The sequence below is a fragment of the Mesorhizobium sp. M0598 genome (assembly GCF_040320865.1).
In the GTDB taxonomy this organism is placed as follows: domain Bacteria; phylum Pseudomonadota; class Alphaproteobacteria; order Rhizobiales; family Rhizobiaceae; genus Mesorhizobium.
On sequence record NZ_JAMYQL010000020.1, the window covers coordinates 70,666 to 86,782 of the forward strand.

Here is a 16,117-nt window from a genome sequence, read left to right on the forward strand (position 1 = left end):
AAGGGTACCGCGGCCGAAACTGCGGCTCGCCGACCCAGTCTCATCATAGTCCCACAACCAATTACTCAGACCGCGGAACCCCTTCGGCGGAGTACCACTCAGAATGTCACGCGAGCCACGATCTTGGCGGGCTTTGCCGGGACAACCTCAGGTCCGATCGTCTCCGGAATCCGGAAGCTTCTCAAATTCTGCTCCTTGGTGGTCGACCCTGGAATGGCAGCTTCCGCGGCAGCGATGTCCTTCCTGCTGACCTGCAGCGACTTGCACGCTCCTTTCTCATCCCAAAGGTTCTTCGCAACCACGCTTCCGACGGCAGAAGTTATGGCACCTGGCGCTACGTCGTCGGGAGCCACCTGCCGTGCTTTGATCAATGCCTTGATCGCTTCACCAAGAATTGCTGCTGAATCGTCGAATTCGATTCCGCGAACCTGGTCGAATCTGTTTTCGGTGCTGCCATCTACTATGCAGTGGTGAGCGATGAATACCCAATCGTGGATCATGTAGGCGGGCGCGTAGCCCCAAGGCGACAGACCCTTGAAGACTTGGGCGATCTTCGGGATCGAACCGCCGTCCGTGTACATGAGACCTGGCTGGATCGTGCTTCCCGGAGAAGACGGATATGCGCGATGGAAAATCAACGGATCCCGTGGGTCGGGCACGAACAGGAAATTTCCGTCGCCCGAACCGTTGCCCTCGCCAACCCACATGACGAAGAGGCTGCCAGATAGCCGCCCTGTGGTGAGCTTCTGATAGTCGATCGAACTGCACCCAGCCACGATAGCGGCGACCAGTCCCAACAGCCCTAGAGCTGCTTTTTTCAGAACACCAGCCTTAACAATCGACATGATTCCCCCCTAGCACAAGTTTTCACACGGAATGCCGTCCTTGTCGCGGTCGAGCTTCCTGCCCCATGAGCAGTTCTGCAGGTTCCAGTTGCCTTCGTCGCACGAGATGATCTGGGAACAGGTTCGGCGTGGCTGGCAGGTATAGCTTTGCGCCACCTGTCGACGGCCGATGATGCCGAGCGGTTGGCTCCCTTCCGGTCGCACATTGTCTCCATGTCCAGCGCGCCAATCCATGGCGCCTGAAACGGCACGACCCACAGTCCGACCTTCGCCGCCTCGGCCTTCGCCTACTGCCCTGCATAGGCACCGTGACTGTAGCGGGCCAGTCGAGCGCTTGGCCGTGCTCGACCATCCACCTGGCGACGCTGACGCCCATCCGCGTCGGCAGTCGCCAACAAAGCGGCCGTAGCGATCGCAACTGACGAATTCGCAGCGCACCGGCCCCGAGGCGGCCAAGAACACGTCGAGTGCTGCCGCAGCTGAATGGTACCTGCACCACCGTTACACTCCAGCGACGGATTCATGTTCGCCTCTACGGTTCGGCACGACGTCAGTGGCTCAGTGGCCGACAAAGTCGCCCGGCCGCTCGGCTTTCTGTGCCAGATACTCTTTCTGTTCGGCGGCAGCCTCCGACACAAGTGCGCCAGCGGTCAGGGTTGGCCCTGCTCCCTGGAGCGCGTTGGGGAACACTGCCACGATCGGTCGATGGTCGGAGAAGCCTTGGGCGTCCTTGTCACAGTATGATGCGTCGGGAAATTTGATCTCCGCCGTTGCCCCTTTGGCGAGGGAGGTAGGCGCATACACTTGATCGAGCATTGAGTTGAAGGAAGGGTCGCATTGTGTCTTGATTGGATTGTGTGGTTTGACCCACACAAGGTTGGCGCCTGAAGTCAGATTGTTGAACGCGTCTGCGTGCGATCCTTCAGGACCCTCCTTACCTGGCTCGATCGGGATATTGGTATCGCCAAGCAGGATTGTCGGAATTTCGCTGTCGTGAACAATTTCCACGGCGAGCAGCGCAGCTTGGTGGGCACGCACTCCTGGTTCATTGCAACATTTGAGGTGAACGGTGGCAATTTGGAACTCTGCCCCCGTCGCAATGTCTTGGAGCCGAAGCAAGAGCGCGCCGCGCAAAGACCAGTCTGGTTCACCATAGACCGAGCCGTCCGGCCGTGACCGTATGAAGTGTATTTCCGTGGTCTTGAGCTGACGGAATTTGTCTGTCCGGTACACTATGCCAAGGAAATCCGATTCGCGGTCTGAATTGACTCCACTTTCGCTAACGATATAGCGCCATCTCCCGCCTTGGGCGGCCGCCGCCTCAGCGTATGCCTTCAGCGCTTGCGCGCTCTCAACCTCCTGCAAGGCCAGGATGTCAAACGCGCCGATCTCTCCGATCGAGATAGCGACCTTTGCCGGTTGCGTATCAGTATCGGACTCGGTGTTGAACGTCGCAACGGTGAGATCTGCAGCCTGCGCGATCGAAACAATGAACGAGACTACTGTGGCAACGAATAATCTTAGCATGGCGTTACTCCTCCTGTATCGTCACAGACGAACATGAGTTGCTGAAATTTCAGACTGGACGGATCCGCAATTGAAGAAGACGATGGTTCGCCTCCTTCTTTGCTCCTGGTCAGCGAAGCCCGTTACCAAGCCTTATCTGAGTCAGGTGGACCAATGTCGACGTCTTGATCCGGGGAAACGTCCGCAACTCCTTTAACGCGCCGTACCTTGCCGGCAACCGCAGCCTCGGCGGTGCCGGCGATCACGCCGATCTCATCCATGGTATTTTCGACCTGAAACCCGAGTTGGAGCAGGTCTGTCTTCAAGTGCTCAAGAGGGCGTGCACCCGACGAGGTTACAATCCACTTTCGTTTCTCTGCCATGACTATCTCCTGTCGGGTGCATGCCGCGGCCTCTACGCCGGCGCTTGGACAAGCCCTCGGCCGACCTTAGCCTGCGGGAACGGAAGCGGCCTTGCCGCCTGCAACATCCGGTTCCACAGCGCTTGCCCTCGAAGGCTCGGACTCGTTTGTGCCCAAAGTGCCGCGCAGCCCGCGACGTGGGGCGTTGCCATGCTGGTGCCGCTCTTCGTCCCGTAACGCGTGGGCCGCGGCACAGATGAGAACACGTCGCGCCCCGGCGCCGCAATCTCCATTTTGCCAAAATTCGAGAAGTTCGAAGGGACAAGAGTCTGATCGAGGGAGCCCACAGACATGATGGTGGGTGAGTTGGCGGGGGCCCCGGTGTTTGAGCTCGCGTTTCCTGCAGCTGCGATAATAAGGCAGCCGCGGTTGAGCGCCGCTTGGCCCGCGGCCGTATAGGCCGCCTGGACTGGCGATTGCGAACCAAGCGACATGGATATCACAGCGCATCCATTGGCAATCGCCCAGTTCATCCCGGCCAGCACGCTCGCACTGCTGCCGTTGCCCGAGTTGCTGAGGACTTTGCCGACAAAGATTGAAGCAGAATGCGCAATGCCATAGCGAGGGATGGAGCCTGCGGGAGCTTTCGGTCCGCAAGCCGTACCGATGCAGTGTGTGCCATGACTATGCAAGTCCTGGACTGGTTGCCCGACAAAACTGCTGGTCACGATCGGCCGACCGGCGAAGTCCGGATGCCCGAGATCCATACCGGTATCGAGCACGGCGACCTTCACACCAGCGCCAGAGCGCGAACTTTGGGGGACGCGGCATGCAACCAGCCCCCACGTGGCACCAGCGACCTCGGCCTCGAAGTCGAGCTCTTCTTTCCGCATCTGGTCGAGCTCCAGCCCAGCGATAATCGCTTCGGTCGCCTTGAGGAACCCGCGTAGGTAGTCCGAGGTTTCCTGCTGTGCGAAGACGAAGTACTCGTCCTCGATGGTTTGTATGGCGCTGTCTGAGGCGGCTTCGGCTTCAATGCTAAGTCCAGCAGTCTGCATGCCAAGATCGGAAACCACCGCGACGCCAATTTCAGGCAAGACGATGGCGTGTGCATCGCCAACATCCGCGATCTCGAGAGACTGATCGGCAAAATCGCGCGCGTCTGCGGTCCGCAAGCCGAGTGACGTGAGGTTGTCAGTCGGGCTGCCGGCGCCTTCCTTAAAGGTGACGACATAGCGTCCTGTCCGCAACGTGCCGTCACCACGTGCGGTCGCAGCCAGAAGCAACTCGTCTATGCTGCTACTAAGATTCGGTCCAGGTGTGGCCTGAGCGGACACACCGGACCCAACTGTTTTTTTTGCCATTTCGCTTCTCCTCTTGATGAGCGTCCGGTCACGCCATTCGCGAAACAGGATCGGGGACGCATCCGACCTGCAATGCGCTTCGCAGGACATCAGGTTGTCGAAAATCGTGGTCTTGTGATCGCGGCCGCCAAGTTGGTGGCTTCAGCTCGAGCCGAGTGTCTTCGGCGATCGCAACCACACGATCCGTCGGCTAGACGATGCCGCTTTCAATCAAATATGCGCAGGCGTCGCCATACCATTTGGCCGCCCGATCGAGATGATCGTCGTAGGCGCGCAAACCCCATCGGCTGTGAGCGCTGTTGTACAGTCCGCCCGCGTTGAACGCTGCGGCTACGAAGATTGGATCGAAGCCGCTCGCGCCGAGCCGCATGCGGATCTCTGCGGCACCAAGATCAAGGTTGGTTGCGAACTCATACAACGGATGATCAGCTGGCCTGGGCTCGGGCTTGGCCGGATAAACTGGCGCAACCGCAAACGGGTCGTAGTCCAGCCCGAACTGCGATCCCTTCGAACGAATGACCCAGCGCGCCGTCGTGCCCAGCGATTGCATCGGACCTGCCGAGTAGTCGCCAAGAGTCGGTGGATTGACGTCACCATTCTTCACATGCGCTTCCCACCGGAACGTCTTCGGGCCGGTGAATTTGTGCGCCTTGTAGATGTGGGTCTCCGTGGCGACCGTCATCAGAAGGAGCGCGGGTGGAATTCCGTGCTTGTCGCTCGCGACAAGCAGTTCGGAACCCATATGTTCCATGATCTTGCGCATCGTATCGAGGCTCTCCTCCCAGCGTTGCTGCTTGACCGTGCCGTTTTCGCGGGTGGCAAGGCCGCGCTCGTCGTATCGCCACTCCCTCGTTCCTATGCCGAACGAATGCCAACCTTTCTCATCCATTGGCGGTATCGCCGTCGGCGCGAAATCAATTGGAGGAACGCTGACTGTCTGGACGCCGCTTGATGGTGAAAACTTCAGGGGGGTCACGACCTGATCTGCGTCGAGACGTATGGCGGACGCAGCAACGTCAAGGAGAAGCTGACTGGGATTTCGCAGCCGGCTCGGGCGGGGGTTGGCCTTGGGCCAGGAGTAATTCCTGGTCGTGCCGCTCGCATAGGTTTCAAAATGCAGCATGTTCAGTCGGCCGACAGTGCCGATCCTCTGGCCGGCACTGACCCGATCGCCGACGCGAAGGCCAAGCGATGCGAGAGAGTTGGGCGCGACTTCACCATAGTTCACCACGTACCCATCGTGCTGGATCAGGAGGGCGTAGGTGTTCTGGTAGAAGTGATAGAAGTTGACGATCCGGCCGTCTTCCAACGCAACGACCGGGTCCCCTTCCGAGCAATAAAGATCGATCGCGCAGTGAAAACGTGTGCCGCCGTTTCGATAAGCAAGGAAGCGTCGAGAGGCATTGGCACCGGAAGCGCCTCCGCCGACAAGAAGCGTGTTGACTTCCAAGGCGCGAGGATGGCGGGTCACGACAGGCCAATAGGCGGTGGTTGCGGTCGATGCAGCGAAAGCGATCGGGTCTGCGCTTGGTATCGGCCGCGCTTGCATCGCTGTTGGCCCTGCATCGGCATGGGCTGAGAAATGCTGTGCGATGGATGCGAGGATTGAGTCGGCGCCATCAATCTCCATCGTTCTGGTCGCGGGCGCCGACTTCGGCGCAGCCGTGAAGCGGACTTCAGCCATGGCTCGGCCTCGCTTGGCATAGAAGCCGACACGCTCGAGAAATGCCTGCCAGCCGTGGGGTCGCCCACGTAGGACGCTGGGGCAGTTCTTGCCTGTCCAATCATGATGCTGACGTAGGCCATCGGGTACGGTGATGCCGAGTTGCATGGCCAGGAAAACGCAAAGCCGCGCCGCGCGATCGTACGCGGACATTTCATCCATGCCTCGATGCATGCAGATCTCGATGCCAATGCTGGATGCATTGGCGGCGGCATGCGCGTGCCAGCCACTCTCGTTCACGGGAAGATGCTGGTAGACGTCCTTGTCGTCCACGGTGAAATGCCATGACACCCGGCGGGCAACCGCGTCGGGGCTACGAATGTAGCGGTTATGTGCCGCAGCATCGGCGCCGGGGCCAGGATTGTCTGTGTTGTGAATGGTCAGGGTGGTCGGCCGGATCCGCGTTCCTGGTCGCGTCGGAAATCCTGGCGGCAACAAGTCAACAATGATGCCGAGTGGATTGGCAGATGCGGCGCCGTCTGCCCTGCGTGCGCGGGGATTTGACCTGACTTCTGTTTTCGGTGCTCGAGTATCCACAGCATCCTCCTTTGACAAGCATCTTGATCGCCGGAGCTCTTCGCCTGCGGTTTGCAGATGGCTCCAACAAGATGCCTATGATCCTAGATCAGGAAAAAAATCCCGACCGTGAAAACACCGTGAAATCAACTGGGCTACCTAAGGAACGAGCACTTGCCATTGTGCTTTGTTCGCATTGACCGTCCAAGAAATGCTCGCCGAAAAGATTACGCTCCTTCAACAGAGTGGATTTTGGTTCTCCACGAGCGCCGCCAGCGCGACTGGAAAGTTTACTCCTCCCGGTGGATAGCGAGGCACATGAAACTACGCTAATGTAATAGGACACAAGTTACTTTCATGGGCGACATGCTAAAGCTGAATGTTCTTGGCAGGCTAACCCTCACCGATACGGAGGGTCATGATTTTGCGCCGCTCGGCAGCAAGGCGAGGGGAGTGATTGTGTTTTTAGCCGTCGCACCCGGTCACACGCGCACGCGGACCTGGCTGCAGGAGCGACTTTGGAGCGACCGCGCACCCGAGCAAGCGTCAGGCAGCTTGCGGGCAGCTCTCACCGAAATACGCAGAGCGCTTGGTCCGCACAGGCAGTTGCTGGTCGCCTCAAGGCATGCGGTAACTTTGAATCAGGCGGGCTTCACTGTTGTGTACGAGGCTCCTGCGGAAAGCCAGATCGGAGGCGCGGTCAAAGCTTTCGAAGACGTAGACATACACGACCGCGAATTCGAGCAGGCCATCCGTGATATACGCAGCCAGGTTCTCCAGAGATGGGTTAGTCAAAGAAGAACCGCGCCAAGGCGCAGGTGCATAGTATTGCTGCGAAGCGATGCGCGAGGAGCCCCGGCGGCTGATGTTGGCGCACGATTGCTGCAGAACCGGATTCTGAGCGCGCTGCGGCAGATCGATAATCTGGAGATCATGACTGCGAGCGGCGCTGATGACGTTGATGATGTAAGCACACCAGGGGGGCAGCCGCAGGCGATGCTCTTGATCCGCGTGCTTTCCGTTGCGCTCAGTGACGGGGTTTTCCTCTCTTGCGAGATTCACAACGGACGAAAGCTGTGGTCTGAAAATGCGAGCGTGCCCGGCGCTATTGGCGCGATGCATGACTCTGTCGATCTCGACAGGCTTGCGTTGAACACAGTCGAGCACGTTTGCAATGCTTTCGCCGAGGCCGCATCGATTGATGGAGCGGATGCTTGCGCATTCGTCCTGGCGCGTCAGGCGAGAAGTTTGTTCTTCCGCCTGGATAAGGGAAGCTTGATCGATGCCGATCGCCTGTTCAGGCGTGCGTTTGAGATCGAGCCGCGCGGCCGGTACTTGGTGTGGCGTGCCTTCCTGCGCAACGCCGCATTTTTTCAGCACCGCTCGATGTCATTTTTGGACAACGCCGCGCCGATCACCGAACTTGCGGTGGAGGCGCTACGCCACTCCCCGGATGATGCTTCCGTTCAGACGATCAGTTCCCAGATTGAATATGTTCATCAAGGCAATCTGCGTGCCTCTCTGCTGATGGCTCAGGGCGGTGTCGAACGTGACCCGACGGATCCTCTAGGGTGGGCGCTGCTCTCCAACGCTTTGACCACCAATGGTATGGTCGAAGAAGGCTACCAGACAGCCCGGCGCTCGTTGGAGCTCACCAAACACAGCCCTTTTCAGTTTTATTTCGAGCATTTTGCCTGCATGGCCGCTGCTGCCCTGGCTGACTACGACCAGGCGCTTTTGCACGCGAAAACGGCGCTTCGGTTCCGTCCGGATTTTGTCTCAACGCGGCGCTATGAGGTTGCATTGAATCTTCGCAACGAGGAGACGCCGCAGCTGAGGAAGTCGGTGAACGCCCTGCGGCAGCAGGAACCGGGCTTTACGCCGGCAGCCCTCCTTGATCCGACGTATCCAGTGAACACGCTTCGGCGACTGCCCCTCATGGGGGCGATAGAGAAGAAGGCCACTGTTCGGGTGGGCGATCTGCTGGAGTTCTAGTGGTTGCCCAACGCGCTTGTCAGGAAAGTACTGTCCCTGTCACATAACGCCCTGAGGCAGCAGCCCGCTACACTAAATACCGCGCTCAATAGTGCCTCCTCCGATGCTCCGTGAAATCATCGTGAATTCGCCAAATCACCAGAACAGGCGACGCCCACCCCACTGTCTTTTTTCTTGAGACCGCTCTATCCAATGAGTGGTTCAATCACGTTCAACTAGGAGAAATCTCCGTGCCTGTGAGAACAAAGGAACTGCCGCCGCGTCCGGATCGCTTTGGTGCCGAAGAACTGGCTGCGCTGACAGCAGCGCTTGACAAGAACAGCCTTTGGTACTGGCCGAAAGCAAATGAAACGTCGATCGTCGCGACTGCGATGGAAGCTTATGCGAAGAGGTTCGGTGCCCATAGTGCCGTCGCCACCTCGTCGGGAACCGCCAGTCTCCATGTGGCCGTCGCAGCTTCCAGAATGCCGCCTGGTTCTGAGGTGATCACCACACCGATCACCGATATAGGCACGATCAACGCCATCCTGTACCAGAACCTCATCCCGGTGTTCGCGGATGTCGATCCCAACACTGCCATGCCTCGACCGGAGCATATCACCGCTGCGATTACTGATCGGACACGCGGCGTAGTCGCCGTCCATTTGACGGGTTGTCCCATGGAAATCGACGACATCGCAGCGATATGCGCACGCAGGGGGTTGGCCCTCATAGAGGACTGCGCTCAGGCGTTGGGCGCGACCTACAAGAGTAAATCCGTCGGGCTATTTGGACATTTCGGATGCTTCAGTCTGAATGATCAAAAACACATCACGTCTGGTGAGGGCGGTTTCGTGTTAACCGGCACCGACCATGACTACTATCTCTGTCATAACTACGCCGACAAATTTTATGATCGCTACGGCAGGAATATCCGGCTGCAGGCGCTCGCACCGAACTACCGCATGAGCGAGCTCGACGGTGCGATGGCAGCGACTCAGCTTCCGAAACTGGACGGCATTGTTCGCAGGCGCCGAGAGTTGGGTGATCGCCTGGACCGCGAGTTATCCAAAATCCGCGGTGTGATTCCGCAGAGAAAACCGGCTGATGCCGAGTGCAGCTACTTCTTCTATCTTTTGCGGATCGACCCGCGGATCATCACCTGCACCCGCGACCAGTTTTTGAGAGCCCTCGCGAAAGAGGGAATCCCCGCCAGGGCGGCATATGTGCGCGAGCCGATCTATCGGAGCTATTACTTTCTGCAAAAGTCATTCTTCCCGGGGGTGTGGCCAGCAGAAGTCGTGTCGGGGCGCCAGTATGACTATAAATCAGTGTCCTTACCGGGAGCCGAGGAAGCCGTAGCGACCGGAATATCGCTTGAATTGCATGAGGGTTTCGCGGACAGCGACATCGATGATTACATTGCCGCGATTGACCTCGTGGCGAAGAATAATCGTTGAGTTGATCTGGGGGACGGCAGTGATGGCAAACCGTGCACTCTTCATTTCTCTTGTGAGCATGTTTCTCGCGGTCTTCCTGTCCGCCAGTCCTGCTCAGCTCGCCGACAGTCAACCTTGCGCCGTGCCGGAAGGAACCCCATTCAGCAAGGCCGCAAGCATCAAGATCGAATGCTCGAGCACGAGGCCCTTGCAAGGGGGCGCAAAGAAGCGAGAATTTGTCGTCAAGCTTCCGTCTCTGTCACAGCAGCCGCAGCAGAAATATCCCTGGCAGGCCATCGATCCGCTCAAGGATCCCTCTGCTTATGTGAAGGCACTGCTGGATTACGGTATCAAGGACAATCAGAATATCGACTGGCGCATCGAGGATGATCCATCCAACGCCTGGTGTCACGCCCCATGGTTTCAGGACGTGCGCGAGCGTCTGCGAGGCATGACCGCAGAGCGTCGCTCACGTTCGCACGAGCTTCATGCGTTGCAAGGGGAGTGGCGGCAAAACTGGGCCATAGGCCTATACAATTCGGCTGCATGCCGCAGGCTGGCTGAGGTCTGGCAGGATCCCGCTTTCCCGAAAACAAAGAGTTTTGCGTTTCCCGATGGCAGCTATGCGATCAAGGTGCTCTTCACTCAGGCGACACCTTCCGAAGTGCCCTATCTCGCTGGCTCTTTGGAGTGGGATGCAGCAATAGGCGATGCGGGCGAAGTGGCCACGCTGCGGCTGCTTCAAGTCGACGTTGCGGTAAAGGACAGCCGCATTCCGGGAGGTGCCGGTTGGTTTTTCGGTACGTTCATGTATGACGCCGGCACTCCCGGCAACACGCCCTTTGAGCGGCTAGTACCCGTCGGTCTGACATGGGGCAATGATCCCACGCTGACGGCATTTCAATATGAGCAGCAGGGCAAGGCCGTGGCAGAGTCATGGGTCAATGCTGCTGTGGCTGAGAAGTTTTTTCCTTTGCCACGGCACAATCTGGGCCTGTTCGGTCGGCTAAATGGGCCGGTGGACAATCCGAGATCATCTTGCATCGCCTGCCACGGGCAGGCGCTCGATTGGGGGCGAGCAGTCCCGAAAGGAAGTCTTGCCGAGCGAAACGCTCAAATGCTTCTACCGGCTCCCCCGAGCAACACGTCCGACGACGAAGCCCTCGGGCGCTATTTTATGAACCTTGGGACTGCGTCCTCGGTCCAGGGCACGCAGCCCCTCGATTACTCGCTGCAGGTGGCAAAGGGCATCGAGAAGTTCCGCGTTTGGGTGCGGGCAAAGTACCCTAGCATGGTTGATCTTACGACTGATGTTCCAAAATTTGCCTTTCCGACTGATCCTTTCGAGGCCCCGCCGGCTGCCACGCCTGAACCATCCGTCAAGATTTTCGCTCGCTAGGGAGTCTAATCATGAAAGATACGATCGCTGAGTGGGCGCTGTGGCTCTCAATCGCCTCATTTGTATTGTATTTGGTCACGGCCGCAGCCCAGGTCATCGCACAATTCAAATCTGCCAATGGTGCTGCCCAGACAGCTGACGCAATCCCTAACGTGACAAGCTTCTTTGTTGTGCTCAAAGATCTTGTCGAAGCGCTTTCAAAGGCCAGCCCTTCGTTGGTGGCAGTCATTGCTTCGATCGCTTATTTGGCGATGGCGGGTTTCGCCAGCGGCGTTTGGTGAGGCCTGAGACAAATATGCGGACCGGTGCGGGCGGGGCCTTGCAGATTGCAGGTTAGGAGATTTCCTGCGGCAGGTTTGGTCGGAGCGTCGCGGTTAGCCCTGCGCTCGTCGACGATTTGCCGTGACGTTGTCGATGCCGTCTTCGGTACCGCTTGGGATTGCCATTAGTCGCCTGGGGAGGAGAGAGGTCCGGTGGGGGAACAAGAAGGGCAGCAGGATCAGAACCCCGTGTCGGCTCCATTGCTGCCATGCGACATTGTCATGGCCGGCGGTGTGACCAGCGGCGTTATCTACCCAGGTGCGGTGGCGATGATCGCCCGCAGATACTCATTCCGGTCGATCGGGGGCACCTCCGTTGGTGCAATTGCCGCGGCGGTTACCGCTGCCGCGGAGTACGGACGACGGACCGGAAGTAATTCGAGGGCATTTGACGAGATCGCGGCGATGCCAAAAAGTCTCGGTGACGTCGCGCCGGACGGGCATTCGCGGCTTTTTCATTTGTTCACACCCGAGGCGTCGACAAAACCATTGCTCGCCTTGGTCACGCCGTTGATGAGCGCCCGCAATTTCAGAGGAAAGATCACAGGCATACTCACGGCCTCCTTATCTGCCTGGCCGCTCACGGTCGGGGTAACTGTTGCGACACTGGCAGGCCTCGCGTTGGTCATTGAGGCACTCGTGCGCGGTCAGGTCATTCTCACTCTGATCAGCGTGGTTGCTGGTCTGTGTCTTTTGCTAGTCGTCTGGCTGGCAATGCTCACCATTGTCTTGACACGAAGCTGGCTGCCGCTGTGGCGCGCCAATGGCTATGGAATATGCACGGGTAGATCCGCACCGTCATTCGCGAGCGGTCCAGCCATCGCCGCATTCGAAGGCCTTACGCCGTGGATGCACCGCATCGTGCAGTCTGCAGCGGGGCGAAGCGTGGACGAGGCGCCGCTGACATTCGGGGACTTGTGGAACGCCCCGCCCGCGACCGGAGCAAAGGCGGGCGGGATTGACCCGACGGCACCGCGCTCCATCGAGCTTGCGATGATCGCCAGCGACATCAGCCGCAATCGCACTGTCCAGCTGCCGTTCCTTGAATCACCGTCACCCATCTATCTGGATATCGCCACCTTGCGCCGATACTTTCCGACCAAAATCGTGGAATGGATGGAAGCCAAGGCGGGCGCCTATGAAGAGCGGAATGAGCAACGGGAAGGCTGGATAAGGCTTCCGCTTCCGCAGGACCTGCCGCTCGTCTTCGCTGCCAGATTGTCCCTGAGCTTCCCTATCCTCTTGTCCGCTGTTCCTCTACTCACCCCAGATTTTGAAAAGGGGAAAGCAGCCGATGGAAAAATTCCGCTGCGTGCGATCTGGTTTTCCGACGGCGGACTGACGTCGAACTTCCCGATCCATTTCTTCGATAGCCCCATTCCCTCAAGGCCAACCTTTTGTCTGAATCTCATCGACTATGGTGTCGGAGCGCCGACCGTCGCGGCCGATGGATCGCAGGAAGACCAATCCCATGAGCATCCGGCCGGCAAGGCAATCGCGCAGCCGCGCGATGAACGGCGTTCGGCGAAGAGCCGTCCTGAATGGAGCGACAACCAGATGCTTATGGCGCCAGGGATACGCGATCGCATTGTGAATATTGCCTTGCGCGAAGACGAGGGCGGCCTGAATCTTGATATGGACGCCAAGGTCTTGAGCGACCTGGATCTGAGAGGCCGTGCCGCAGGACTTCTGATTGCCGCGCGTTTTGATCCGGAAGCAAAGCGCGATCCTGAGAGCGGCGAAGAAAATGTTCAGTTTTTTGCCAACCACCGGTGGGTTCGGTTCCGCAATGTCATGGCGGCATTTGAAGACATTTCCCGGCGCTTCGCCACATCGAGGCGAAGATCCGACAAGGCCGCTGCCGATCGCGGTGAGTCACTGCTCGACCAGATGATCCAGGGGAGTGCTGAAGAGAAGCTGGGCTATCCCGCTCCTGCGGCAGCCCGCGACTTCTATCGCAACTACACGGACGAGTTGGAGAAGCTCTCACAGGCGATGGCCGAAGAGACCCGAGCCAACCCAGACCATACGTTCGACCGACCCCGGACATACCACGAGGGAGGTTCGAAAACGCCCGCTGGCGCAGCGCCCCGACCGAAGATGCGGATAAGGCTCAGACCAATGGCCGACAATGATCCGCGCGCCGAATGTGCCGACCTACCAGAGCGGTTTCCGCCTGATCCTAACGACAACGCCGCCAGTTAGTCTTGCAGGGTCTTACGATTGCCGTGCGTCAATGCAACTGGTACTTGGATAGCCGGGATGCTTCGCCATCTCGACGCTCGAGAATACAAACTCCTGCAGGAGGTTTCCCGTTTCGACGCGGCTCCAGCCTTGGCAGTGGCCATACATTGCGAAGAGAAAATCAGGCCCAACTATAGACTATAGACGTCAGGCTCGGCCTGCGCCGGTCGGGCTCCACGACCGTCGGCCATTCCGCGCGGGCAGCGTCTCTCTTCCATCAACCAGCATCAGTTAGAAAGCAGTGACACGACAGCCATTACCCGATTACCCGAAGTCAGCGTGAAGAATCCACAGGTGCTTACCGTGGAGGACATTGACGCCTTCTGCGTTCTGATCCGCAAGGGTGACGAGGTCGATGAAGCTGGCCTGAACGGGTCACCCATGCCGACCGGATGGCCGTGGCGATGGGACTGGACATGCGCCTGTGGTGGACGCCGGAGGCTGCCTTCCTGTCGCGGCTGTCGAAGGCAGACATCTCGGCGTGATGCGTGAGGCCGGGTGCTCGGAAGATGCGGCGAACGCAGTCGAGCGCACGCCGAAGCCGGAAGGTGTGATGCAAGCCGAGAAGGAACTCGACGGCAGAGGCTGGCTCCCTGTAGCGCTGCGTGTCGCGAATCCGGACATGATGCTCAATCCGAACATCAGCGCACGCATTCTGATCCTCGGTCTGATCGATGGACGTTGGAATGGCAGCAAACCGCCACACAGGGGCAAGGGCATCGGCCACTACTTGCCGCGTAACGGTGGGGATGACGCCAAGAATGCCCGCCGCACCGTCAATCGGCTTGACAAGTGGAAACTCATAGCAGGCTACTACCGGGTGTTCTTGGCTGTTATCCTGCAGTCGAGGCTGATCGAATGAACAGGCGGGGGGACCCTCGGACCTCGCTCCTGTCCATCCGCAGGCGACATCCAGGCTAGTGTTGGTAGGTAAGAGCCATCTTTAGCTGCTCACGGGTCTCATTGCTGTCCTTATCTGTGCCGTTGTCGTAAGTGAGTGCAAGTGACGTTGTCCCGGCATCGTCGTTTGGCGCGGAAGAACCGCAACTGTTGCTACCGAACGCAGGCTTGCCCCCGAAGGCGTAGTCGACTTCGGCATGATAGTCATGCAGCGGTCGGTCGTTGATAGGGTTCCGGTGAGGCGGCGCATAAGCTGAAGCGCGCCGTCTTCTTCCACGAGCGTGGCGAACTCCGCGACCGGTCGTTCGAAAGTCAGGCATTCCGCGGGACTGTCAGGAATTCTGTGCGCGAGGCCATGATGATGGAAAGGAGAGAATCATCACATGGCTATTGAGAAGGAACTTCTGGACCAACTGCTTGCGGGTCGCGATCCGAATGAGGTTTTCGCCAGAGACGGGCTGCTCGACGATCTGAAGAAGGCGCTTTCGGAGCGGATTCTGAACGCCGAACTGGACGAGCACCTCGATGAGGAGCAGGCCGACGGCAACGCCAATCGCCGCAATGGCCATTCGCGGAAATCGGTGCTGACGGGCACATCGAAGATGACGCTGACGATCCCGCGCGACCGTGCCGGAACCTTCGATCCGAAGCTGATCGCCAAATATCAGCGCCGCTTCCCAGACTTCGACGAGAAGATCATCTCCATGTATGCGCGCGGCATGACGGTGCGCGAGATCCGCGGCCACCTGGAGGAGCTCTACGGCATAGACGTGTCGCCGGACCTGATCTCGGCCGTCACCGACGCTGTCCTGGAGGAAGTGGCAGAGTGGCAGAATCGCCCGCTGGATGTGGTCTATCCGCTCGTCTTCTTCGATGCCATCCGGGTCAAGATCAGGGACGAGGGCTTCGTCAGGAACAAGGCCGTCTACATCGCGCTCGGCATCCTGCCGGATGGCACGAAGGAGATCCTCGGCATCTGGATCGAGCAGACCGAGGGCGCCAAGTTCTGGCTGCGCGTCATGAACGAGTTGAAGAGTCGTGGCGTCGCCGACGTCTTGATCGCCGTCGTCGATGGCCTAAAGGGCTTTCCCGAGGCGATCAACGCCGTCTTCCCCCAAACCGTGGTTCAAACCTGCATCGTGCACCTGATCCGCCATTCCCTGGAGTTCGTGTCGTGGAAGGATCGCAAGCCCGTCGTGCCGGCGCTGCGTGCGATCTACCGGGCCAAGGACGCCGAAGCCGGCATGAAGGCCCTGGAGGAATTCGAGGCCGGCTACTGGGGCCAGCGATATCCCGCGATCACTCAGAGCTGGCGGCGCAACTGGCAGCACGTCGTGCCGTTCTTCGCCTTCCCAGAAAGCGTGCGCCGGATCATCTACACGACGGATGACATCGACAACCCTGATTTCGACTTTTTCGATTCCTGTTGCGTTTCTTTGTTCGGCTCAGGTGAGCCTGTTTCTTCGTCCCGGCCCACAGGATTTCCCACGCGAGCGTGTCGAGACGCAGTCAAGGCTGGCCGGTG

At 58.9% G+C, this 16,117-nt stretch carries 12 protein-coding genes and 2 pseudogenes; 8 read left to right on the forward strand and 6 right to left on the reverse strand.

Annotated elements, in window-relative coordinates; translation table 11 throughout:
• Positions 1–98: 98 nt before the first annotated feature.
• From NKI59_RS22650 to NKI59_RS22675, 6 genes are all read right to left on the reverse strand, one after another.
• On the reverse strand, positions 99–845 hold the full coding sequence (locus NKI59_RS22650) for a hypothetical protein (RefSeq protein ID WP_352706995.1): 747 nt from the start codon (positions 843–845) through the stop codon (positions 99–101).
• A gap of 9 nt (positions 846–854) precedes the next feature.
• Positions 855–1,079: an excalibur calcium-binding domain-containing protein gene (locus NKI59_RS22655; RefSeq protein WP_352706998.1), complete on the reverse strand. Its 225-nt coding sequence runs from the start codon at positions 1,077–1,079 to the stop codon at positions 855–857.
• Positions 1,080–1,403: 324 nt separating this feature from the next.
• Positions 1,404–2,372: an endonuclease/exonuclease/phosphatase family protein gene (locus NKI59_RS22660; protein WP_352707000.1), complete on the reverse strand. Its 969-nt coding sequence runs from the start codon at positions 2,370–2,372 to the stop codon at positions 1,404–1,406.
• A 122-nt stretch (positions 2,373–2,494) separates the two neighbouring features.
• Entirely contained in the window at positions 2,495–2,734 is a 240-nt protein-coding gene (locus NKI59_RS22665; protein WP_352642696.1) for a hypothetical protein, read from the reverse strand.
• 32 nt (positions 2,735–2,766) lie between these two features.
• Entirely contained in the window at positions 2,767–4,077 is a 1,311-nt protein-coding gene (locus NKI59_RS22670) for a S8 family serine peptidase (RefSeq protein WP_352707002.1), read from the reverse strand.
• Positions 4,078–4,267: 190 nt separating this feature from the next.
• Complete coding sequence (locus NKI59_RS22675; protein WP_352707004.1) at positions 4,268–6,337, reverse strand: N-acetylmuramoyl-L-alanine amidase; 2,070 nt, start codon at positions 6,335–6,337, stop codon at positions 4,268–4,270.
• Between the two features lie 336 nt (positions 6,338–6,673).
• Here NKI59_RS22675 and NKI59_RS22680 point away from each other — a divergent pair, with 336 nt between their 5' ends.
• From NKI59_RS22680 to NKI59_RS22715, 8 genes and pseudogenes are all read left to right on the forward strand, one after another.
• A complete protein-coding gene (locus NKI59_RS22680) occupies positions 6,674–8,311 on the forward strand; it encodes a hypothetical protein (RefSeq protein WP_352707007.1) in 1,638 nt (545 codons plus the stop codon).
• Positions 8,312–8,541: 230 nt separating this feature from the next.
• Positions 8,542–9,750, forward strand: coding sequence for a DegT/DnrJ/EryC1/StrS family aminotransferase (locus NKI59_RS22685; RefSeq protein WP_352707009.1), 1,209 nt, complete (start codon positions 8,542–8,544; stop codon positions 9,748–9,750).
• Positions 9,751–9,772: 22 nt separating this feature from the next.
• On the forward strand, positions 9,773–11,128 hold the full coding sequence (locus NKI59_RS22690) for a hypothetical protein (protein WP_352707012.1): 1,356 nt from the start codon (positions 9,773–9,775) through the stop codon (positions 11,126–11,128).
• Positions 11,129–11,139: 11 nt separating this feature from the next.
• Positions 11,140–11,409, forward strand: coding sequence for a hypothetical protein (locus NKI59_RS22695; protein ID WP_352707014.1), 270 nt, complete (start codon positions 11,140–11,142; stop codon positions 11,407–11,409).
• 192 nt (positions 11,410–11,601) lie between these two features.
• Entirely contained in the window at positions 11,602–13,653 is a 2,052-nt protein-coding gene (locus tag NKI59_RS22700; RefSeq protein ID WP_352707017.1) for a patatin-like phospholipase domain-containing protein, read from the forward strand.
• 520 nt (positions 13,654–14,173) lie between these two features.
• Complete coding sequence (locus NKI59_RS22705) at positions 14,174–14,554, forward strand: hypothetical protein (RefSeq protein WP_352707020.1); 381 nt, start codon at positions 14,174–14,176, stop codon at positions 14,552–14,554.
• 273 nt (positions 14,555–14,827) lie between these two features.
• Positions 14,828–14,953, forward strand: a pseudogene (locus NKI59_RS22710) (Tn3 family transposase); the annotation flags it as partial.
• A gap of 22 nt (positions 14,954–14,975) precedes the next feature.
• A pseudogene (locus NKI59_RS22715) lies at positions 14,976–15,989 on the forward strand (IS256 family transposase); the annotation flags it as partial.
• Positions 15,990–16,117: the final 128 nt, after the last annotated feature.

Bases quoted from the DNA above. Each gene is read 5' to 3' on its own strand.
- NKI59_RS22650 (WP_352706995.1), bottom strand. From the start codon at position 845: ATGTCGATTGTTAAGGCTGGTGTTCTGAAAAAAGCAGCTCTAGGGCTG.
- NKI59_RS22655 (WP_352706998.1), bottom strand. From the start codon at position 1,079: ATGGATTGGCGCGCTGGACATGGAGACAATGTGCGACCGGAAGGGAGC.
- NKI59_RS22660 (WP_352707000.1), bottom strand. From the start codon at position 2,372: ATGCTAAGATTATTCGTTGCCACAGTAGTCTCGTTCATTGTTTCGATC.
- NKI59_RS22665 (WP_352642696.1), bottom strand. From the start codon at position 2,734: ATGGCAGAGAAACGAAAGTGGATTGTAACCTCGTCGGGTGCACGCCCT.
- NKI59_RS22670 (WP_352707002.1), bottom strand. From the start codon at position 4,077: ATGGCAAAAAAAACAGTTGGGTCCGGTGTGTCCGCTCAGGCCACACCT.
- NKI59_RS22680 (WP_352707007.1), top strand. From the start codon at position 6,674: ATGGGCGACATGCTAAAGCTGAATGTTCTTGGCAGGCTAACCCTCACC.
- NKI59_RS22690 (WP_352707012.1), top strand. From the start codon at position 9,773: ATGGCAAACCGTGCACTCTTCATTTCTCTTGTGAGCATGTTTCTCGCG.
- NKI59_RS22695 (WP_352707014.1), top strand. From the start codon at position 11,140: ATGAAAGATACGATCGCTGAGTGGGCGCTGTGGCTCTCAATCGCCTCA.